Origin of the sequence: Oceanobacillus sp. FSL W8-0428, from assembly GCF_038004405.1 — a bacterium.
GTDB classification, from domain to species: Bacteria; Bacillota; Bacilli; order Bacillales; family Amphibacillaceae; genus Oceanobacillus; species Oceanobacillus sojae.
On the sequence record NZ_JBBORB010000001.1, the window covers coordinates 4,788,036 to 4,811,843 of the forward strand.

General features: G+C 37.4%; 17 protein-coding genes and 1 riboswitch. Of the genes, 1 reads left to right on the plus strand and 16 read right to left on the minus strand.

Features of this window, described 5'->3' with window-relative positions; translation table 11 throughout:
• Window positions 1-6: 6 nt before the first annotated feature.
• From MKY30_RS23060 to MKY30_RS23085, 6 genes are all read right to left on the minus strand, one after another.
• Window positions 7-1,530: a sodium-dependent transporter gene (locus tag MKY30_RS23060; protein ID WP_147211621.1), complete on the minus strand. Its 1,524-nt coding sequence runs from the start codon at window positions 1,528-1,530 to the stop codon at window positions 7-9.
• A 273-nt stretch (window positions 1,531-1,803) separates the two neighbouring features.
• Entirely contained in the window at window positions 1,804-3,366 is a 1,563-nt protein-coding gene (locus tag MKY30_RS23065) for a Na+/H+ antiporter NhaC family protein (protein ID WP_147211622.1), read from the minus strand.
• 238 nt (window positions 3,367-3,604) lie between these two features.
• Window positions 3,605-3,780, minus strand: a riboswitch (Lysine riboswitch).
• Window positions 3,781-3,825: 45 nt separating this feature from the next.
• Entirely contained in the window at window positions 3,826-4,617 is a 792-nt protein-coding gene (gene yunB / locus MKY30_RS23070) for a sporulation protein YunB (RefSeq protein ID WP_246145195.1), read from the minus strand.
• Window positions 4,618-4,833: 216 nt separating this feature from the next.
• Window positions 4,834-5,142 (minus strand): YunC family protein, encoded by a 309-nt coding sequence (locus MKY30_RS23075; protein WP_077602119.1) that lies wholly within the window; start codon window positions 5,140-5,142, stop codon window positions 4,834-4,836.
• A gap of 82 nt (window positions 5,143-5,224) precedes the next feature.
• Window positions 5,225-6,619 carry a bifunctional metallophosphatase/5'-nucleotidase gene (locus tag MKY30_RS23080; RefSeq protein ID WP_147211623.1) on the minus strand — a complete coding sequence of 465 codons (1,395 nt, stop codon included), beginning with the start codon at window positions 6,617-6,619 and terminating at the stop codon, window positions 5,225-5,227.
• A gap of 13 nt (window positions 6,620-6,632) precedes the next feature.
• Window positions 6,633-7,463, minus strand: coding sequence for a sulfite exporter TauE/SafE family protein (locus MKY30_RS23085; RefSeq protein WP_246145196.1), 831 nt, complete (start codon window positions 7,461-7,463; stop codon window positions 6,633-6,635).
• A 294-nt stretch (window positions 7,464-7,757) separates the two neighbouring features.
• Between MKY30_RS23085 and MKY30_RS23090 the strand changes: the two genes are divergently transcribed.
• A complete protein-coding gene (locus MKY30_RS23090) occupies window positions 7,758-8,789 on the plus strand; it encodes an aldose epimerase family protein (RefSeq protein ID WP_156988556.1) in 1,032 nt (343 codons plus the stop codon).
• Between the two features lie 71 nt (window positions 8,790-8,860).
• Here MKY30_RS23090 and MKY30_RS23095 read toward each other — a convergent pair whose 3' ends face one another.
• The 10 genes from MKY30_RS23095 to MKY30_RS23140 all read right to left on the minus strand — a co-directional run bounded on the left by MKY30_RS23095 (window position 8,861) and on the right by MKY30_RS23140 (window position 23,789).
• Window positions 8,861-10,012 carry an ROK family transcriptional regulator gene (locus tag MKY30_RS23095; protein WP_147211625.1) on the minus strand — a complete coding sequence of 384 codons (1,152 nt, stop codon included), beginning with the start codon at window positions 10,010-10,012 and terminating at the stop codon, window positions 8,861-8,863.
• Window positions 10,013-10,318: 306 nt separating this feature from the next.
• Entirely contained in the window at window positions 10,319-13,399 is a 3,081-nt protein-coding gene (ebgA, locus tag MKY30_RS23100) for a beta-galactosidase subunit alpha (protein WP_341085490.1), read from the minus strand.
• 48 nt (window positions 13,400-13,447) lie between these two features.
• Complete coding sequence (locus MKY30_RS23105; RefSeq protein WP_341085491.1) at window positions 13,448-15,139, minus strand: amylo-alpha-1,6-glucosidase; 1,692 nt, start codon at window positions 15,137-15,139, stop codon at window positions 13,448-13,450.
• Between the two features lie 129 nt (window positions 15,140-15,268).
• Complete coding sequence (locus MKY30_RS23110; protein ID WP_156988549.1) at window positions 15,269-16,093, minus strand: ABC transporter permease subunit; 825 nt, start codon at window positions 16,091-16,093, stop codon at window positions 15,269-15,271.
• Between the two features lies 1 nt (window position 16,094).
• Window positions 16,095-17,048 (minus strand): carbohydrate ABC transporter permease, encoded by a 954-nt coding sequence (locus MKY30_RS23115; protein WP_147211629.1) that lies wholly within the window; start codon window positions 17,046-17,048, stop codon window positions 16,095-16,097.
• A 221-nt stretch (window positions 17,049-17,269) separates the two neighbouring features.
• Window positions 17,270-18,682, minus strand: coding sequence for an ABC transporter substrate-binding protein (locus MKY30_RS23120; protein WP_341085494.1), 1,413 nt, complete (start codon window positions 18,680-18,682; stop codon window positions 17,270-17,272).
• Between the two features lie 48 nt (window positions 18,683-18,730).
• Window positions 18,731-20,308, minus strand: coding sequence for an aminomethyl-transferring glycine dehydrogenase subunit GcvPB (gene gcvPB / locus MKY30_RS23125; protein WP_341085496.1), 1,578 nt, complete (start codon window positions 20,306-20,308; stop codon window positions 18,731-18,733).
• Between the two features lie 18 nt (window positions 20,309-20,326).
• Window positions 20,327-21,712 carry an aminomethyl-transferring glycine dehydrogenase subunit GcvPA gene (gene gcvPA / locus MKY30_RS23130; protein WP_186813689.1) on the minus strand — a complete coding sequence of 462 codons (1,386 nt, stop codon included), beginning with the start codon at window positions 21,710-21,712 and terminating at the stop codon, window positions 20,327-20,329.
• 19 nt (window positions 21,713-21,731) lie between these two features.
• Window positions 21,732-22,511: an SDR family NAD(P)-dependent oxidoreductase gene (locus tag MKY30_RS23135; RefSeq protein ID WP_339282544.1), complete on the minus strand. Its 780-nt coding sequence runs from the start codon at window positions 22,509-22,511 to the stop codon at window positions 21,732-21,734.
• A 231-nt stretch (window positions 22,512-22,742) separates the two neighbouring features.
• A complete protein-coding gene (locus MKY30_RS23140; protein WP_339282545.1) occupies window positions 22,743-23,789 on the minus strand; it encodes an SPFH domain-containing protein in 1,047 nt (348 codons plus the stop codon).
• Window positions 23,790-23,808 lie beyond the last annotated feature (19 nt).

Below are 23,808 nucleotides of genomic sequence, written 5' to 3' on the forward strand. Positions count from 1 at the left end.
TACCTCCTATTTATCGTCGTAATCAGATAACGAATCATTGGATTTCCATTTCATTGATGCCAGAACAACTCCAAGCACTAATACACCGGCTACTACTGCCCAACCCGTATTATTTATAAAGGCATTGGAGTAGTTTTCATAATTCCCAGAGTCTGTGTCAAACTCTCTCATTAAATTCAGCTTAAACAGTCCAAACATCATATAACCCATTACAATCGGTGTAATAACAGCTATGCTGATCGTCCACCATGAACCAAGACGAATATCTGAAATTTCATTGGCATGATTTTTAAGCATATTGGTTTTACGAAGAATCCAGGCAATTAAGACTACTTCAACAAGACCGATCATGGCCACACCGAATTGATTAATAAAATAATCAATATTATCTAAGAAGTATAAGCCGCCTTTAGAAGCGTATAATAATGAAAGTAGTGCTGCAAGACCTCCACCAAAAAGAACAGCTTTCGATCTTGAAATTTTGAATTTATCTACCAATGCAGCTACATAAGTCTCAGTAATAGACATTAAGGATGTTATTCCGGCAAGAGTCAACGATATAAAGAATAGCGCCCCGAACAACCCGTTAAATGCCGGCAATTCATTAATAATAGCAGGGAATACAACAAACGCAAGCCCAACTCCTCCAGCTACAACTTCATCCACACTAACACCAGCTGAAGAGGCCATAAATCCTAATATTCCAAATACACCAATTCCAGCTAATAGCTCAAAACCGGAATTTCCAAACCCGACAATAAATGCGTTATTCGTAATATCTGATTTTTTAGGCAAATAACTTGAATAAGTAATCATAATTGCAAAAGCAATAGATAAACTAAAGAAAATTTGTCCATATGCTGCAATCCATACACTTGGTGACAAAATTTGACTGAAATCAGGTGTAAAAAACGCATTCAAGCCTTCCATTGCACCAGGTAAAGTGACTGCTCTAATTACAACAACAAGAAATACAATAAGAAGTAAAGGAATAAAAATACGGTTTGCAACCTCAATTCCTTTTTTAACACCTCGGAATAAGATTCCAAGTACTAACAGCCAGGTAATAATCAGCGGAATTAACACGCCTGGTACCAAGCCGCCTATTTGACCAGGAATTTCAGCTAACTGCAGATACTCTCCAAATAAAAAACCTTCTGTATCTGCTCCCCAAGTTTGATTAAAAGAAAAGATAGAGTAAGATATTGCCCAGGCAATAATCACTGAATAGTATGTTGAAATGACAAATGCGACAAGTACTGCCCACCATCCGATAAATTCTGTTTTCTTATTAATTCTTCGAAACGTTAAAGGGGCAGATCCACGATACTTTTGACCCATTGCAAATTCCATAATTAAAATAGGAATACCTGCTGTCAATAAAGCAAATAAATAAGGTATAAAGAATGCTCCGCCACCGTTCTCATAAGCAACTGCCGGAAAACGCCATATATTTCCTAAACCAATCGCTGATCCGACAGCAGCCATTATAAACCCGGCTCGTGTTCCCCATTGTGAACGATTTTCCATCCATGATAACCTCCTTTTTAATAAATAAATCATAATGAAAGCGCTTTTAAAATAGAATAATAACAAAAATCATTACTTTCAGACTATTCAATTGTATTATATCTCTTCCTCAACTTTTGTCAATATCCAATAATGGAAATTATAGTATTTAATTACAGAAAGATAAAAATCACATAAAAAAGCTCCTAGTACAAAAGCTTATGCAGAAATATTGTATGACAATAGAAGATATTCAAAAAGCTTGGAATACTAAAATGTATTCCAAGCCCTTCGTTAAGATGCCTTCTTTTTTCTCTGAATAAATAATATCTGTGTAAACCAGACAATCCCTATCAAGAGAATAACCGTCAAAGCTAAAGCAACCCAGGTTGAATGGGTAAGTCCGACAGCAAAGAAGCCGATTAAAGCTGTAAATGCTGCAATGAAAGCATACGGCAGCTGCGTAAGAACATGATCAATATGATGTGCACCTGCTCCAGTTGCAGATAAAACTGTTGTATCGGAAATCGGTGAACAATGATCTCCAAATACTGCTCCAGCAAGCACAGCCGCTAAGGCAGGTAAAAATAATTCCATATCTGTATTCGCCATAATTTCTGCCGCGATCGGAAGCATAATACCAAAAGTTCCCCATGATGATCCAGTCGCTAAAGCCATTAATCCGGCAATAATAAATAAGATTGCCGGCAGATAATCTGCTGAAATAGACGAGTTATTTACTAGGCCTGCTAAATAACTCCCTGTCCCTAATTCACCAATAATAGAACCGATCATCCAGGCAAGAATAAGAATATTAATTGCTGGAATCATTGTTTTAAAGCCTTCTACAAAAATTCTTCTCATATCTGAGCGAGGTTTTCTCTGCTTCATATGAAAAATAACTGAAGTAAGAACTGCTGTGACACCGCCAATAATTAAGGAAAGATTGACATCTGTATTTGCAAAAGCGTCTATGATGGATGCACTGCCTTCTGTTTCCCTTACCCCTGTTCCAATCATAGCAATCACCGTAACAATAAATAATACAATAATAGGAATAATTAGATGAAAAACTTTCCCGTCCCTATGCGGATCAAATACATCGCCTAAATCTCCCGATACTTGATTTCTTTTCGGATCAAGCAATTCTCCTTCTTCTCTTGCTCTTTTTTCATGTGTATACATTGGACCTATATCAAAATGAAAATACGCTACAATGAATACTAAAATAATTGAAGCAATAGCATAAAAGTTCAAAGGTATCATTTGTATAAATGCTTCAATCGGCTGAATTGTTGTAATACCATTTACTGCAAATAAACTGCCTAAAATACCAATAATATAGGCTCCCCAGCTTGATATTGGTGCTATTACTGTAACCGGAGCAGAACTGGAATCGATATAGTATGCCAGTTTTGCACGGGAAATATTTTGTCTGTCCGTCACAGGTCTCGCAATTTGTCCAACTGCTAAGCTGTTAAAATAATCGTCTATAAAAATAATCAATCCAATAACAGCAGTCATCAGCTCTGCACCGGTACGTGTCCTTACACGCTGCAGCATCCAGTCCCCAAAAGCTTTTGCTCCGCCGGATGCCTGCAAAAATGCAGTAAGCACCCCTAAGAAAAGGAGAAAACTAATTAATAATAGGTTCCCGGTTTCTATTGATCCATTTGCATAAAAAATAGTATAGAACACAGTCCATATTTCTTTTAATGTTGCCCCTATATGAAAATTACTTAATAATAATGCCCCTACTACAATCCCTGTTCCTATTGAGATAAGAACCTTTCTTGTTAACACCACTAATATCAGCATGACAATTGCAGGTATCAACGACCAAAATGTACCATCCATATTAAAACCTCCATCTATTTATTTCCCGGCTCAGGATAAATATCCCTGTGCTAGATTGACGACGCGCGGAGAATAAAAACAATTTAATAATCTCCTCCCGCGTTCACAACCGATTCGAAATAAGGAAACCAGACAAGGCAATTTCTGCAAAAAATGATGAAAATCTCCTTGTGAACGCAAAAAAACAATGATAGAAAATAACCTACCATTGTTTCACCAATTCACGTTATCCTCCATTTCGATCAGTAGTTCTCCATGTAAATTATTACATGACAGCATAGTACTTTTTCAGTAATATGCCAGCAATATAAAGTACGACCCCTTTATATACTTCGGCAAACTATCCTTTCTCCGGCAATCACAGTTGTCATTCTCCTGCCGGATACTTATATAATTTGCGCCTCTACCTCACCGATCTGATAAGGTTTTTATTCAACTAAACTGTACTATACTACATCTTTAATCCTTCTGCAAATCATCTTTCGGAATGGCAATATTCGGAACATTCCCATCTCCTCCATAAAAATCGGGTACTTTGCCCATAATTGCTCCTCCGTCCAAATAAAGTTCAGTATGTACTGTTCTTACTTCTGAAGTAAATGGCACAATAATCTGTACATCAGCTTCTACATTAATATACAAAGAGACCCAAGCTCCATTAATACCAAACTCTTCTTTTTTGTCTACAATATTCGTCCGTACAGCTCCGACAACCTCCATATTAATTGGGATTTTTGGGCCTAAATTAGCTAATACAGAATTCCCTGTTATTTGCCCTAAAGGAATCTCAATCAAAGTAGGATCTACTTGAGCCCTTCCTTCTGCACCACCCTCATAGTCATCTGGTTCATGCAGATTATGTTCAAATTCAAGCTGCTCTCCACGATTTACATAAGTAAAAAATTCTTCAACCCGGTCTGTAGCTACTCTGTTAACTTCACCGATGACTGCCGGGTTCCAGTTATATGTTACAAAATTTCCTTCATTATCATATGTGATTGTAACCATATCTTCAAATCCATAATCCTCTACATAATTAACAGCAGAATTAATCGCTCTTGTTGCAAATTCATCTGCTTTTCGTTTAGCAATATCAATAATAATCGGTTCAATTTTAACATTAATCAAGTAAAAGCTGAAACCAACCGCTGCAAAAAACAAGATAAATGTCAGCATCAGAATGGAGCGCCGGGATGGAGGCATTCTTCTTTTTCTTCTTGGCCGATATCGATACCGTTTTTTAAACCTCAACGAAACAACCCCCCTCCTTTATAATTTATGCATCTGTTGAAGTGAATTAGAACAATGTAAAGCGGATTAACATATACGCAATATTTTTTCTCATTCAGAATATTAGAAGAGGACACACAAACACCATTTCATGATATTGAAATATAAAAAACACTTCTTTCATTTCATACTAAAGCAGCATGAATAAAAGAAGTGTTTTCTTTGTCTTTAAACATATTATGATATTTTAAGCAGTGCTTCCTTTCCGGTCATTCCTACTTCCCAGCCATGCTCCTTAGAGGCATCTGTAATCTTTTGTAATGGCGCATTCAACAATTGATCAATGGTTCTTACTCCCATTGCGCGGCCGGCAATGACATTTCTTTCTTTCAGCTTAGGTATTTCATTGAAAATATCAACATCCAGTGCTGCACACATAATGTACCCTATATCATTACTAATCGTTAATAAGGTTGTTTTTGGCAGCTCAACACTTACTGCTGTAAAAATAATTCCATCCACCTCAAGAGGTTCTACCGTAATCATAAAAAAAGCCCCCCTCTGTTATTCTCTCGTGATAAGTGTATGCAGAGAAGGGGGATAACGTCACAAGTGGAAGTGACAGTGTCTAAGACTGCTTTACAGCATAGGCTAATAGATCACGTAAAAACTCTGGTACAAAATATTGTTTTTTCGCAGAACGGGCAATTTCCGGTAGCAGCTGGCCAAGGGTAAATACATCCGCAGTAGCAACATAGTAAGTTTTATCTGGATTAATCGGGTAACCATTTTCTGTATAAACCTGCTTTACATAAATATCACCATTACGATGAAAAGCTGTCTCTACCCTGATCCCAGAGAAAATCATTTTACCTAAAATTTCTCCCCGAAAGCCAAATCCTTTTAATTTCAGTTCTGTAAAAGAGGTAGAAAGCGATGCTCTGACTGTCTCTACAATTTCATCTCCTCTTAAATCAACAAGGACAGGATTAATCGGATGCGGACAAATCCGGTGAAGATCTCCTTTTGTAATTGCTCCAGCCGGCAGTGAATCTAATAATACCCCAGCATTCAGCATTGCGATATCTGCATTGGTCCATCTTTTGAGTACTTTTGTCAAAGATTGGATAATTGGCGTTTCTCCAAACCATTTTACCTCAAGAGGCTCTTCCACAACTGCTACTACCTGATCCAAATAATGATTTGCCTGCTGCAATAATTGCTGCAGATGCTCTTCAGTCTTCAAATCCTTTACGCTGTCTATTAAACTTACTGCATCCGCTTCTTTAGAGATAATCTGCTTCTTTTCATGATCCCAGATAACCTCTACTTCACCCATATAGTAACAATGCTTCCCAGCTGCAGTTATCAGGGTCTGATTTACCACTTCACCTTCTTCTAATAAGTGATGCGTATGTCCGCCAATAATAACATCAATATCCGGATATCTCCTCGAAATTTCCTGGTCCACTGAAATTCCTAAATGTGAAAGCAGAATAATCATATCTGTTTCTCTGGCTAATTCTTCTATATAGCTTTCAATAATGTCAAATTCATTTTCTACATTCCAGTCAAGCAGATTATAAAAAGCATTAAACGGAGCCGTTAAGCCTAATACTCCTATCCGTATACCGCTTTCTGTTGTAAATGTATGCGTACGTTTTAACCAAAATGGTGTAAACTCATCCATACTAAATAAATTACTGCACACAACTTGAAAATCCGCCTTATCATATAATTGATATAATTCTTGATGGGACAATGTGATACCCTCATTATTTCCAATCGTCACGATATCATAGCCTGCTTCATTTAATAACTCTACATTGGCCAGACCACTTGAGGCTTCTGTAATAGGATGGGACCGATCCACATGATCTCCTACATCCATCGTAAAGTAAGCTTCTTTATTTTGCTTTCTTAAGTCTTGCTTCTCTTTTAAAAATGCTGTTACTCTTGGCCACTGTTCAAAATTACTATGCAAATCGTTTGTATAGTAAAAATAAATTTTTTCTTCAGACATACTTCACCCGCCCCTAACCGATACCTTGTAAAATCATCCGAATTCCCATTATAATCAATAAGATTCTTAAAAACAGCTCCAATAACGAGCTTGAAATCTTTTGGTTTGTAAATGCACCCAGCTTACCGCCAATCCATGCTCCAGGAATGAAGAAAAGTACATAGGCCCACTCAATATTGCCGAGGGCAACATGCGTTATGCTTCCAAATAAGCTGACGAAAATAATCATAAACATAGAGGTAGCTGTTGCAATATGTGCAGGAAAACCAAATACAAGCAGCATAACTGGAACCATAATTGCTCCTCCGCCTATACCAAAAAAGCCTGACAGCATCCCGACAAAGAACGCAATGACAATAGCAGGTACTATTTGAATTTTATATGTATATATTTCTGCTCCTATTTTCGTCTGGCGTGATCCTTTTTCAGATTCATCTACTTTTCGCGGCTTAATTCCTTTTAACTGTCTGTAAAAAAGAATTGCGGCAATAATAATGATTAAAATACCAAAATAAATATAAAATGTATTTGCCTGAACAAATTGATTAAACCAGGCTCCGCACATACTCCCTGGAATACTGCCGATTAAAAACAGTCCGCCTGCTTTATAATCAATCCGTTTTGTCTTTGCAAAGGATAAAGCAGAAGATATACCTGTAAAAAACATAACCAGCAGCGACATTGCTACGACTGTTTGAGGTGTCACCCACTCAAAGCCTTCTATATTACCGCTGGCAAGGAATAGTAATGGAATTAATACGACTCCGCCTCCGAGTCCTGCCAGACTTCCAACAAACGCCGCCAGCATAGCGACAGCAAAACAAATAAGAATAACTAATACCACCAAGTACACCTTCTTTCTATATCTTTATAATATCATATTGTAGACTAGTTGAAAGTTAACAAACTTCATACTGGATGTATTGATTTTCATCCTGATAAAATAAACCATTTTTATGTAATTTTGGAAGTACACCTATTGCATCATTTATCTAATTTATGCTTATTCCCTATTGCCAAAGACGCCTTAAAAAGTTAGAATATTATCAATAAGTTAATTAATTAAATTAATTATTTTAGTTATTGTAATAAATTAGCTAAATAAATTGACGTTGCTTATCGAAAAGAAGGTGAAAGCATGGACATACATGTAAAAGAAGTTGTCAATGGATGGAAAGAATTCACATTAACAAATAACATCATTGAAATCAGCATACTCAATTATGGTGGGATTATCACAAGGCTGTCTACACCAGACCGAAGTGGGAATGCAGAAAATATTGTTTGGACTTTTAAAGATTATCATAACTATGAAAAAAACCCGTTGTATTTAGGAGCTTTAATTGGAAGGGTTGCCGGACGAATACCTGATGGCCAGTTCAAGATAAATCAGCAAGCTTATCAGTTGGAACAAAATGAAGGTACAAGTCATTTACACGGCGGATCAGGCGGCTTTCATCAAATTCTGTGGGATACGCAAATAAAAAAAACAGAATCAACAGCAGTATTACAATTAACAACAAAAGATATAGCATCTGCAGGCAGCTATCCAGGCTGTCTAAATGTATCTATTACCTATCGCCTTACCAGTAAAAATGAATTTTCTATACATTATCATGCTATCCCAGATGCAGCAACCACACTTTCATTAACAAACCACACTTATTTTAATTTAACTGGAAATATGAAAAATTCTATTTACCAGCATCATATCACCATGCCTGGCAGCACCATTTTAGAATTGGATAACAACTTATTACCATCAGGTCATCTCATCGATGTAACTGATACAGCATTTGATTTCCGTTCCGGGGCTTTACTGGGGAAGGGATTAAAATCCTTACCTGACATAAAACAATTAGCTCTGGCTGACGGCTATGATCATTACTTTGTATTTGAAAATAAAAAAAGTTATATCGATGTTTATGAACAATCAAGTGGGAGAACCTTATCTATAGAAACGAACCAGCCGGGCATGGTTATGTACACTGCTAATCAAGGCTCCCAAGGATATGTATTGGAGCATGGATCTTTGCCTGCTCATTATGGTGTTTGTTTTGAAACGGCAAATACACCATTAGCACTTTATCAAGACCGTCTTCCCTCTATGATTCTGCAGGCAGGAGAGCGTTATGATAAAACAACTACCTTCAGATTTGGCACAAGCTAGTCTTCTTATAATATAAGAAACAGGACATCTTATCTATAGAAAGAATGTCCTGTTTTACATCTTCAGTCTATTTAATTGAAAATCTCTACTAAAACAAGAGCTGTTGCCCCTAACAGCGCAGCATCCTTGCCTAATTTACTGACAACTACCTTTGTTTCTTTAGCTTCTGGTGTTAAAGCATGTTGAGCAATGGTTTTATGTACTGTCGGAAGAAGCATTTCCTCAGCATTCATTACACCACCACCAAGCACAATCAGCTTTGGATTAACCACATGAATGAGATTGGTTATTCCTATGCCTATAAGCTTTCCAGTCTCTTCAAAAACCTCTTTTAAAGATGTATTCCCATTCTGTACTGCTTCATATACATCCTTTCCAGAATCATAATACTCTTCACTTAATTTATTTGCTCTTCTTGCTATAGATGATCCAGAAATAAATGTCTGCAGACAGCCTTTATTCCCGCATTCACAAACCTCCCCATGTATATCAATCATCATATGGCCAATCTCACCGGCTATATCCTGCGCTCCATGATAAAGGCTTCCATCAACCACAAGACCAGAGCCGACACCATTTCCGATATTAACAGTCATCATACTGTCCTGCTCCCCGTATTCTCCAAACCATGATTCTCCCAGAGCCATTGCCCTTGCATCATTTTCAACATATACTTCCAGATTAAATTCTTTCTCTAATGTTTCTTTAATTGGTATGTTTTCTAACCCTAACGAAGGGGCAATTAAAGAAGTTCCTGTCTCTACCTGTACAACACCATGCATGGCAACACCGATACCAAGCACCTTTTCAGGCTGATGTATCTTTGATAAAATATCACGGATTCCAGTGGATAGTATATCTAAAAACCGCTCTTTAGACATATCCTTTGGAAATAGCGTGCTGATACGTTCATAGATTGTTCCAGATAAATCTGATAATATTACATCAACTCTGCTTGAACCGGAATCTACACCAATTATATAGAAATGATGATAATTGATTTCCAGCATTGTTGGTTTACGTCCGCCATTAGATTTTCCTAAATCTTTTTCCTTTACCAGACCTTCTTCTAATAATTCCTTTACAAAGCTGCTCACAGTTGGGGGGGTTAATTTTGATTCTTTTGCAATTTGTGCTCTGGAAATAGGACCATCTTTGCGAATTTTATTAAGCACTAATGATTTATTTACGGACTTCATTAATTTAAAGGTTCCTCGCTGCATATAAATTCCTCCACCGTGAAATGAAACTTCTTTTCTTCCTTCTTTTGTAGTTTTTCGTAGAATCTTAATCCGTCTAACTATGATTACGAGATTTTAATTTGTTATATTTTTATTATACTGTAATTACTCCTTCCAGGAATAATCATTTTCATTTATTGTTCAACAAAAAATGTTAATAACATGCTAAGTTTATTTGCATTATAGCATATTGTATCTGTTTTACATCACGAAACGTTTGTTAGTGCTTATACTTTTTCCTAAAAGAGGGTATTTATCAGAAAAGGGAGCACCAAGCCCCCTGGAACGCTATTTATCGATTATTTTTTCTTTTCCCTTCCATATATCCGTAATTTCCGATTGCTGATAGACTGACAGCTTCAGCTTTAATGTAAAAGGTTCAAATGTACAGCGGTATTTTTTCAATTGATTTTGTCCGCAAGAATTAGAGCCCAGCCCATTTTGCTTATAATCCAGATGTAAATGAATATAGTCACTTTTTTGTAAATCAATGGTATGTTTAGCTGTTTCTAAATCTTCTATATCATAAAAGCTTGCTCCAAAATCAAATTTTTCTTCAACTGCTGATGCCATAAAGGCAGTTCCCTGCTTGTCGGATAACCTCATCCAGGTCGTGTCTGTATGATTTCCATTTTCCTGTGGCTTTACGTAATTTGTGAACATGTCGTCTACTGTTGATTGATACACGCCAAATAGATTTGCCTGTTTAGAGTCGACATAGCTTTCCCCTTCACCGCGGCCATACCATTTCACATGCTCCATTTCTTTATTCAGCTGTAATTCCACACCGATTCTCGGAATCATTTCCGGAGCATTTTCTATCATGCCGGCTGGGGTTCCCTGTACTTGGAAGAGAACATCTCCGTTCCCAAATATTTTATAGCTGTATTCACATTGATAATACCAGGCTGAATTGGTTGTACCATTAACCGTTAAAACGCGGATATGAACATAGTTTTCTTCTTTGCTATAAGAGACCTCATCCACCATTTCGTGCCAGAGATGCATAAAATATTTTTCTTTATAATCATGCAGCAGATACATATCATTATCAATCGGTGCCCGCCAAAACTGCAATACCGGTCCCGATTGAATCAGCGATTTATTATCCTTTTTCCAAGACAGCATTTTTCCATTCACACGATCAAAAATGATTTCAAAATCATTACCGCGAACAACGAGTTCAAAGCTCTTTTCTTCCATGGAAATTACTTCTTTCGGTGATTTTGGCTGCACTTCTTTTTTTAATGGCATCAGAAACTGTGCATTTGCTAATTCATAACCTTCAGCAGCCCAAGATACATTTTTATCCGTTTTATAAGAAATATTTAGATAGTAATCAGAGCCAGGCTCTATATAAAAATCCAGATCATAATCTAATATAATATTTCTCTTCTGTCTGGCAGGAATGTCTGTTAATTGCTTACTTCCAGAGGTAATAATTTCATCTTCTTTTTGAATCGTATAATATAACACCAATTCCTGTAATGAAATAAAATCATATTTGTTTTCTACTTCCAGTATGCCTTTACCCAAATCGAGTGCTTGTGTATGAACGGGTTCAATAATCTTCTTATATTCTTTTAAAGCCGGAGATGGCCTCCGATCAGGCATAACAAGCCCATCGATACAAAAGTTCCCATTTGTCGGATCATCTTTAAAATCTCCGCCATAGCGATAGTAAACCGTTCCATTTTCATCCGTGCTTTCAATTCCATGATCACACCACTCCCAAATAAAGCCCCCTTGCAAATGATCATGTGCATAAATTAAGTCCTGATACTCTTTTAATCCCCCCGGGCCATTTCCCATCGCATGTCCATATTCACAGTGAATATGTGGTTTTTTCGTTGTTTCAATAATGTCTTCCATTGTTTTTCTCTTGCTATTTGGAGCTTCCAGCCAAGTATACATGGTGGAATAAACATCTGTTACTTCTGCTTCACGGTCCCCTTCATAATGAACCAGCCGCGTTGGGTCCTTTTCCCTGCAAACAGCTGCCAGCTTTCTAAAATTTTCACCAAAGCTGGATTCATTGCCAAGTGACCACATCAGGATACAAGGATGGTTTTTATCTCTTTCTATCATTCTGGCAACTCTATCCGCCATTACTTTTTGCCATACCGGGTCCTCAGCAATCCAATTATAACGATTTGTTAATTCAAACCCGTGGCACTCAATATCTGCTTCATCAATAACATACATTCCATACTTATCACATAGATCATAGAAATATGGTGCGTTTGGGTAATGAGCAGTGCGGACGGCATTAATATTGTGCTGCTTCATTAAAAGGATATCCTTTCTCATATCCTCCTCTGTAACAGCTCTGCCAGTTTTCGGGTGAAAGTCATGCCGGTTTACTCCTTTGAGTTTAATAGCCACCCCATTCACAGTAAACACATTCCCTTTTAATTCAATTTCACGAAAGCCTACTTGATTTGGGATAACCTCTATTAATTCTTCCCCTCGATAAACGAATAGAATAAGCTGGTACAGATAAGGATTCTCTGCGCTCCATAGAGTGATACCATCTATCGCTTCAGAAATGGAGAATGATTTCTCTGCCTCTTTTTCTCCCCGCAAAATTTGTTTTTTATTCCTGTCATATAATTCATAAACAAGCCTTAATGGACCTCTGTCTGTTCTTAATTCTCCTGAAAGCTTTAATTTGCCATCCTTATACTGGTTATTAAGATATGTATCTATCTTTATATCCTCTAATCCGCTGCAAGGCTGCGTATAAATTTCCACATCACGAAATATACCGCTCAACCACCACATATCCTGATCTTCTAAATATGTTCCATCAGACCATTGATAGACACGAACTGTAATATCGTTCTCTCCCTTATGCAGATAAGATGTAATATCAAATTCACTCGTTATTCTTGCCCCTTTACTATAGCCAACCTCTTTACCATTAACCCAAACATGAAAAGCCGAATCCACACCGTGAAAACGTAGAATAATATCTTGAGAAAACCATGCTTCCTCTATAATAAATTTCCGCTTATAAATCCCCGTTGGATTATCTGACGGTACATAAGGCGGTCTGATAGGGAAGTTATACCACAAATCAGAATAATGCATACTCCCATATCCGTTCATTTGCCAATTGCCCGGCACAACTAACTTCTCCCAGCTGCTGATATCATAATCTGGCTGCTCTATCCCCGTCTCTGCATATTCTGGTGCATTTAAAAATTGAAAATACCATGAGCCATTTAGACTTTTAAAATGATGGGGCCCTCTATTATTTCCTGCTATTGCAGCTTCCTTTGTCGGAAATGATTTAAAATAAGCTCTCGGCTTCCTGCGATTGATATCGGTTATTGATATATCTTCCCAAGTTTTATAATCGCGCATATTATTCTCTCCCTTACTTGTAATCGTAAGTTTCTTAACTATTTATTTTTAAACATATGCATTTGCTAAAATTAAAAAGACACTGGAGGTCCATGTAAAAGCCCTGTCTCTTAATCCTTCTCCTGTAATAGCATCAAAGTTTTCTGCCATTCCATTTTTATTCGCCATATTACAAAAGCGCTTAGAAAGCTCACTGGCAAAGCCCACTTCTCCAGCTCTATATAAGCCATCAATAATCAGCATCGTAGAAGGGGCCCAAATAGGTCCTCTCCAATAACCATCTGACTCATAATAAGTGCTTGATACACTTTCAGTAGCTAATCCATTATCTGTTAAAAACCTTGATTCATCCTTCAATCCCTCAACAAGGTTGTTTAAAATATCTTTTGGCAGCCGCTTTCCAAGTACAATTGGCATAAATAGCAATAAACTATCTCCAGTTTTCACCTGCTGATCAGCTACATATGCCGTAAAATAGTCTTCTTTCCAGAAGTAATCCAGAAATGCTTCTAACAAGCTTTCTTGTTTTTGCTTCCATACCTCAGCTTCATTATCTTTTTCGAGTCTGACAGCTATTTTTTCTAATGCTTCCATTTGTAAGACTAAGAAAGCACATAGATCCGGACTTTCTATAGGAATACCTTCACTAAAGACTGTACTATTATCCCAACCGCTATCGTTTCCATGATGATACTCAGGAAAACCATTCTTATTATAATCTCTGTATTTAAAATACCAGTTTGTCCATTTCGAAAGCGGGGTATAAATTTCTTCCAAATGATTATTTGATATACTTTCTGACCTATCCAGCATCCATAATACTGTCCAGCCGTGAATAGGCGGCTTTGTGCAATTCCAATAAGCGAATTCATCATTTATAAAATCTGGCAGCATCCCGGTGCTGTCTTGATTTTCAAAGAAAATCATCAGCTGATCCCAGGCTAATTCAGGCTGATGTTTTAACAATGCCATTGCATTAAAGCAATGATCCCAGCTCCAAATATTCGTCATCCAATTTTTCGACATATACATTGCAGGACGAATAAGCTTTCCTTCTTCTCTTACCATACTGGACCAGGTAATATATGCTGCTTGTTTTGTACCTTTCTCATATTCTTTAGGTGTTGACAATACCTTTTCTTGCCAAGATTGAAACGACTCTTTCACCTTTTTATGACAGACTTCAAAATCTTGTTCGAATTCTTTATTTTTATAAGTTATTGTAAATTCCTCTAAAATTCCATTCATTTTATTTGTTTTTGCCGATGGCAGGAAATCAATAATTACTTTTTCACAGCCATTTACATTCCATGGAGCATCAACTGTTAAATCCCCCTCCAAAACAGTCGTCATAAAGTTTATTTTCTTAGAGAAAACATTAATTTGCCAGCTCTTATCTGATCGTGAAAAAGCATTATCATAGGCATGTCTGACTAAAGTAAACCGAATACCTACATTTTCAGAGGAAAGACAAACATTATCTACATCCCCCATAACCAATTTTACCGAACCATGCTCGGAAACGAGCTCTAAGGAAGTTGGCTCCAGCACACTTTCAAATGGAACAACCTCATTCTCTGCCAATACATCTATTTTAAAAACAGCTCCGTCATTATCGTCTCCACCTCGGATATTCCTTAAATATAATCCTTCCTCTAAACCTTTTCTCTTCTTTAAATATGATACAGATAAAAAAGATCCATATCTGCTAAATGGAATGTTCTTTATATCAAAGGCCATTACCGTCCTCTCCTCCAATCATTTTGCTGATATCTAAACATTTTTGATTAGTAAGTAATAATAGAAAGACTTCACTTCCGGCTGATATAGGAAAATCAGTATTCTAATTACCGGTGAAAGCTTCTACCACTATTTCACAGAACCAGATATACCTTCAATAAAGTAGCGCTGCATCACAATAAATATTAAAATTACAGGTACTAAGGATATACTTGCTCCTGCTGCCATTCCTGTCCAATCCGTTTGGTATCTTCCCACAAATGAGAGCATTCCCACTGCAAGCGTTCTCAATTCTGGACTATTTAATGTTAGTACAAGCGGGACTAAGAATGAACTCCAAGTCCAGATAAATTGCATGATTGCTGCTGTAGCTATAACCGGCTTGGCAGTCGGCAGAACAATTTTTGCAAAGGTTCTAAAAAATCCAGCTCCATCAATAGCCGCAGAGTCTTCCACTTCTTGAGGCACCCTTGAGAAAAAGGCAGCAAATAATAATATAAATAAAATATGAGCACCACTTGATTCAGCTAATATTACACCAAATAAGGAATCGGATAGCCCAAGCATTTTCATTAATTCATAGAGTGGGATAATCGTATATCCGGATGGGATGAACATTAAAGCTACAACAACTGTAATAATAACTTTTCTTCCTGGGAACTTTACTCTGCCAAGAGCATATCCGGTTAAACAGCTAAGCGTGATGACAATTAATACTGTTGATAGTGTGATAATGACTGAGTTCAAAAAGTATCCTGAAAAGTTAGCTACTTCCCAAGCACGGATATAGTTATCCCAATGTATATTCTCTGGAAGCGGGTTGATTCCCGAGGTCAGAAATGTACTATTTGTTTTGAATGACGATGAAATCATCCATATAAACGGATAAATCCAAATAATCCCAAAAACTATTAAAAGGGTATGTGTCATAAACATAGCAGTGCGATTTTTCATTTTATTTAATCCCCCCACCAAGCGGTTTTCTCTTCTGACCACTTACTTTATAAACAACCCATCCCAGAATTAAACTGATGATAAATACAGTCAGTCCTAAAATAACTCCTGCCGCAGATGCGAATCCTACCTGCGATGGGCCATCTGGTGCAAATGCAAAACGGTAAATGTATAATTCAAGTGTCTCCGTCGCAAAATATGGACCACCTTCTGTCAGTGTTTTTACTAAATCAAAAACTCTCATGCTGCTGACAACTGTCAAAAGTAAGATCGTGGCACCAATTGGTTTAAGCAATGGCAGTGTTATGTATCGCAATGTCTGCCAGGATCCGGCACCATCGATTTTTGCCGCTTCATACACTTCTCTTGGTATCATCTGTAAGCCGGTCAGCCAATAAATCATTGTTATTCCAATTTCCTTCCATGAACCAATAATAATCAAAAGAATCATAGCCAAGACTGGATTAGACAACCATGAAATAGATTGATCAATTAGACCAATTGCTTTAAGAAACTCATTAAAGAACCCCTGTGTTCCGAAGATATTCTGCATAACAATCCCGATAATCGCCATTGTAGTAACCACTGGCAGGAAATAAACTGTCCGATATATGCCTCTTCCTTTTAAATTTGGATTATTTAATACTAGTGCCAGTATTAAAGCAATGGAAATCGAAACAACTGTAAATCCAGCTGTATAAACAAAGGTATTTCCAAATGCATTCCAAAAGCTTGATTCAGTAAGTATTCTCGTATAATTCTTCAGCCCAACAAAATTGGTTAATGGGCCAATTCCTGACCAATCATAAAAGGAATACACATAGCTCATAACGATTGGATAAAGTGAGAAACCAAAAAACACTATGATTTGGGGAAGTATAAAAATATAAGCCCAAATATATTTATTTCTATTATATTTACTAATTCCATTACTGCTTTTTATTTTCTTTGCCATGGAAGATTCTCCTATCTCGAAAGATTAAATGAGGTAAGCCTCTACATTGTAATGTCTTTTTTTGTAGAAGCCTCCCTCATTATTTCCATACCTTAAGTTCAAAACCATTATGATAAAATGACAATCAGCTCTGCGCTTTCCTTCCATTCATTTCATCTAATAGAGGATGTTCTGCATTAATATATATCCATAATAGAAATTTGTTCAGAGTAAGGTTTATTTTACTGATGATCTTCCTCTGTATACGGCTCATAAGGTACCCAATCAGGGAATTGGAAAACTTCCCGTGTCACACTTTCATGTGCCTCTAATGCATCATCAAAGGCTTTATTATAGGCAGATTCATAGGCCTCCAGCTCTCCTTCTAAATCAGATACCTGTCCTGTTAAATAACCCATTAGAATTTCTCCTGGCGATGAATCCGGTCCATTTTTCAGCACCTCTAATTGCACGTCCAGTGCCTCCGGGTTTACCGCGAGCGGATTAGGAACTTGAATACTCATTGTTGAAAAGATATCCTGAATATCCTCAATCTGTTCAAATGGAGCTTCTCCATCTACTAAATCAAATTCTTTAGCAATCGTTGCCTCTCCTACATTTACTAATTCTTCATACATATTATCCCTTAAAAATATTAAAAACTTCTCTACTTCATCCCAATGCTCGGTGTTATTAGATACAAACATACCATCATTACTGGACACGCCAAATTCACCATATTGCTTGCCGTCTGGATTTTTAGTAGGAAGCTGGACAACACCCCAGTCACTAAATTCATTCTCATCTTCCAGTAATTGACCAGTCCAGTTTCCGTCGATAAGGAATGCTGTTCTTCCTACTGCAAAATATTCTCTGGCAACTGTAGAATTTGTTTCTAATGTGAGCTGTGAGAGTGCATGTTCATCAAGCATTTCTTTAAGAAATTCAATTGTTTCAACATTACCTTCGTTATTAAAACTGTATTCGCCATTCACATAGTCCATTCTGCTCTCAGGAGAAAGCTCTGTAGCCATAAGCTGGACAAAAGCATCTACTAACCAGCCGGAAGTCCCACCGAATATCAAACCTTCTGTATTCCCGTCTGACTTTTCATATACTTCTTTTCCTACAGCAAGCAGTTCATCCCATGTTTCCGGAACAGTATCTATGCCTAAATCATCTAATACTGCTTTGTTGTAATACATCATATATGTTCCGCCTTTGAAAATCGGGAATAAGTAAATATTATCTCCAATTCTTGTATTTCCTTCGTCAAAAACACCTTCTGTATATTCTTCTTGTGCTTCCTCTGGAAATACACTGTTCAGCTCGTGAACCAAATCTAAATCTACCAGTTCATTCATTGAAAATGCATCCGTAATAAACATATCAGGTAAACTATTATCAGATATTGCCGCTTGATACTCTGCATCACTTGATTCTACATTTACATTATTCAATTCGATTTTAATATCTGGATTCTCTGCCTCAAATTCTTCAATTAATTTTGGAAAAAAAGTAGATCCAGACGCAAGATTATTCCATAATTCTAAAGTTACTTCATCGCTATCTCCATCAGCTTCCTCACTTTGACAAGCCGCTAATATCATCAATAAAAGAAAAGCGCTAAGCAGTACAACCAGCTTCCTTTTCATTTAAACCATCCTCTCATAAAATAGTTTCCTAATGAATGTCATACCTTTTTAAGTCTGTTTTTCTTTTGTATTCTTATACTTCTTCAAATAAGCCCTCCAGGTAATTGCCCAATGCTCCGGATCTTCAAAGTATTTATCCGTCGTAATTTTATGAATCGAACTGCAATGGGGTGCTGACTGTATAACCTCAGGAGATGTATACGCTTCATTGGATATATGAGTCAAGCTTCTAATATACTCGTCCAAATCCTCCTTTGAATAAGATTCTGTTGGTTCTAATGTAAATGGCTGCGGAACAACGTATGGATGATGACTTGTCCAATACTGATGGGCAAAGTCTGCCATTCTTCTTGAGATATCCTCTGTCGTAATGCCTGTATCCTGATACAATGGCTCCCAGCTGTAACGAACCTGTTCTAACCTGCCGCCTTCCGCATAAGGCACATCTACACCCTTTATTTCTTTTATTTTGCTGTATAAATAATTGTTATTAAGAACCGCTGTCTCAGCAACTGCTTTTAAACCATCAGGCCCCAGTGCACGAATCCATGCATATGCACGAATAATATTTTGAGCTACACCATAGTAAGAACGGACCTTGCCGATACTATGCTCTAAATTTGTGTTCAAAACATACTTTTCACCATGCTTCTCAATAATCGGCTTTGGTAAATATGGCTTCAACCTTTCGACGACACCGACAGCACCTGAGCCCGGCCCTCCACACGCATGCGGTGTAGAGAAGGTTTTATGAAGATTGAAGAAGCACATATCAAAACCTGCTTCCTTTGCCCGCGTAATCCCAAGCAGCCCATTTGCATTTGCCTGATCATAGTAGCAAATACCACCTGCATCATGGACAACCTTCGTAAATTTCTTGATTTTAGAATTATAGATTCCTGTATCCTCAGGATTTGCAACAACAAATCCGGCTGTTCTTTCAGAGACAGCATCTTTTAATTTTTCTAAATCCGGAAAGCCGTTTTCATCTGGATATAATGTGATTATCTTATATCCTTTTACTGCCGCAGTTGCCGCTTGTGAAGGATGCGAGAATATAGTGGTGATAATCTCATCCCTTTGTTCTCCTTCTCCATTTGCCTCATGGTATGCTCTTACCATGGATGCCATCATAAACAGTGCTTGGGTGCCCGACCCCGGCTGAAATGAAAAATAGTCCATTCCAGAAATTTCACGCAAATATAAATCTAGTTCATACGTTGCTTTCAAAGTGCCTTGAACTGTCTCTTCATCCTGCTTTGGATGAAGAGATCTTAACTTTTCCGAGGCAACAAGCTTTTCATTTACTACCGGGGAATACTTCATCGTACATGTTCCCTGACCAATTTCCACATTAAAAGCCGCTCCTAATGTTTCCTGTGACAGTCTAAGATAATGCCGAAGTACTCTGTTTTGAGAAATCTCCGGAAGCTCTGGTGCCCGGCTTCTCTTCAAATGACCTGGGAGCTTTGATACCCCGTCACCGATTGTAGATGCAATCTTCTCTTCTGTTCTTGGCGGTACAACGCCTCTTTCTCCTTTTTGATGAAGCTCGAATATGACTGGCTCATTCCACTTTGCCTGATGAAAATCTCTAACCTTCTTTTGGCTTTTAATCTCTTGCATATACTCACTTCCTTCCCTTTACAAAAATGAACGTAATTCCTTTGCTAATGCATCAATATCTGCTTTACTATGAACCTCTGTTACACAGAACAAGGCAGATTGCCCTAATTCCGGAAATTCTTCTGATAAATCAATACCGCCATAGATTCCTTTACTTAATAAATATTGATTAATTTCTGCCACTGTTTTTCCTGTCTCATTAAAATCGACAACAAATTCCTTAAAGCTTACATTGTTAAAGTAACTCGAGGTTATCTGTTCTATTTCATTAAGCTTCTTCATAGCATATTGGCTGCGCTGCATAATAGTCTGTCCCAGCTCGGCCATTCCCTCCGGCCCCATTAATGCAAGATAAACCCCAGCTGTAATAGCGCACATAGATGTTTGTGTTCCGACAGATTCTTTTCCTTTTTCCCGTTTTGCAAAAGAAGTTCTATCATAGAAAACATCTCCAAACCCGTATTCCCCTTCTTGACTCGTAGGAGTAATTCCAAATAATCTGGAAGGGAACTCTGAAATGTATTCAATCTCATCTCTTGTTGCAATAAAACCTGACTGTCCTCCGCCATAATTCATAGGGTTTCCTAAAGGCTGGAGCTCCCCGCAGATTATATCTGCACCATATTGAGCAGGCGATTCCAGTACACCTAATGAGATTGGATCAACACCAACAATCGTAATAACATCTGAGCTTTTAGCAATCCTGCTTATTTCTTCTCCTTGAGTTTCTAAAAATCCCAGATAACTTGGGTTTTCAAAATATATTGCTGCTGTCTGTCCTGAAATATTGTTCTTGAGATCGGTTAAATCTAATTCCCCTGTCGCTTCCTGATAGTCAATAAGCTTTATCTCTATATCCGGTGAACAGTAATTCCAAATAATTTTTAATCGCTCTGGTGCAATCGTTTTAGGTACAAGTGCTTCTCTCTTCTTTGTTAATCTGGACGCCATTCTGATAGCAGTTGCTGCTGCCTGTCCCCAGTCAAATGTCGGGACATTTACAACATCTACACAAAGTAATTCCGCCAGCAGGCTCTGGTATTCAAATAGCACCTGGAATCTTCCATGATCTTCATACTCATCTCCAGCGTATGCCGTTACAAATTCTGCTCTGGAAGCTATTTCATCACATACAGCCGGGATAAAATGCTGCCAGCATCCTCCTCCTAAAAAGCTGATTACTTCATTTGTTCCTTTGTTTTCCTGTAGTAAATTTCCGACTTCTCTTTTCAGCTCAAATTCGTTCAGAGCTTCCGGGATGTTTAATTTGCCGGTATATCTTAATTCATCCGGTATCGTCTGATACAATTCTTCAATACTTTCTATGCCAATTTCTTTAAGCATCTGCGTCTTTATTTCCGAGTTTGTATTTGGTAAATAAGGGTGTGTTATTGTTTTAGTCATTGTTTATCATCCTCCTTTATCACGCTAATCCTCCACCATCCACTACTAAAGTTGTTCCAGTAACCCATTCTGATAAATCACTTGCTAAAAATAAAACACCTTTTGCAATATCCTCCGGTGTACCAATTCTGCTCAATGGCCTGTCTTTACCTGAATCCTCTAAAAACTTTCCTTCTTCTTCATTCAGTTGTTTTGCCTCTCCTCTTAAAAGCGGTGTATCTGTATCCCCCGGGCAAATACTGTTTACTCTGATATTGTCACTGCCGTGGTCGATAGCCATTGCTTTTGTCAGGTTAACTACACCTGCCTTTGATGCACAATAAGAAACAGCGTTATCTCCTCCCTTTAGACCCCATCCAGAGCCTGTATTAATAATTGTGCCACCACCGCTCTCTTTCATAATCGGTATGACTTGTTTCGATAAAAGGAATATGCTCTTTAAAGAAACATCCATGACTAAATCCCATTCCTCTTCCGAATGCTCCAGCAAATTTTTACGCTTGATTACACCTGCATTATTAAAGAGAATATCTATTTTATTGAAATCGCTTACAACTTTTTGAATAACTTCTTTTATATTTGTTTCAGAAGTGACATCACAAGTGATAAATACTGCACTTCCTCCACTATGTATAATTTCTTCTGCTGCTGCCTTCCCATTTTGTGCATTAATATCTAACAGAATTACCTTACATCCTAATTGAGCGAATAATTTAGATGTGGCTAAACCAATTCCTGAGGCTGCTCCTGTAATAACTGCAACCTTGCCTTTCATTCCAATCAAGCTCTCGAAATTCATACTCTGTCCTCCTTCTAAAAGTTTCTTAATTAATTAAATTAACAATATAGTAGCATAGTAATTTATTTTATGTCAATAGAATTTCTGATATTTTTTGAAAATTCCCATTTAATTAAAAACGTACTATTCTTATTAAATTAGTCCTTTTAACGATGGCTAGTGAAATAAAAAAAGATACCATCTAATTAAGATGATACCTCCATTTTCTGATTTTCCAGTTGTTGTTCGTCTTTAAACCAGCTTATACCCACAATTTCCGCAAAAATTCATTCCTTGTGTTTTACTTCCACAGTTCGGACAGAAATTTGGAATGGATCCACTTGATTCATTACCTGAGGATTCCTGTTGATTCTGAGGCTGCTGATTTTGCTGTTGACTCTGATTTTGATTTTGTTGACCGCTTTGATTTTGCTGCTGTTGATTTGCTGACTTTTGCTCATTGCTGCCATTCATCATTTCTTTTGCCATCTGCATCCCCATCATCATACCGGCCATATCCGTTGCTGAATTACCGCCATTTGATTTCCCGGAAGAAATCGCATCTGTCATTGCTACGTCTTTATAACGGCCCATGTCACCAATCATGCCATGTGATGCTGTTTTAGTAATCATATCCTGAATTTCTTTCGGATAATTAAAGCTGATTATATTGAAGCCATTAATCTCAAAACCGTCCTTGTTTACCTGCATATCCAAATCTTCTTTGATTCCCTCACCAATTTCAAAGGAATTTGCCTGAAGATTAAACATATCCTTACCTTCTTTGGTAATCCACTTCATCAGTAATTGATCCAGAATCGCTGTGATTCTTAGACGGATATCCTCGACAAGGTAGCTGTCCTTAACTCCTGCAATATTATCAATCAGTTTCACATAATCTTTTACCGTAAATTGAAAGGTTCCGTTGGCTCGGATCGGCATCCCGCCAGGCAGCTGCGGTGAAGGAATATTTATGGCATTTTTTGTACCCCATTTTACAGTAAACTGTTTCGTGTTTACAAACAGCACTTCCACACGCATTCCACTGTTAAATCCAAATTTAAATCCTTTCAATGTAGATAGAAAAGGAATGATATCTGACTCTATTTCGTATTCTCCCTCATCTTTAAAAACACCTTCAATTTTTCCCTGGTTAAAAAAGATAGCATCCTGACCGGGGTGAATAATTAATTTACTCCCTTTTTTAATTTCCCTGTTATTCCATTTCCAGAAAATCATATCATCTCGAAACTCTTCCCATTCTACAACATTTGCTAACTGACCTCTAAAAAAACCCATTATTTAGATCATCCTTTCT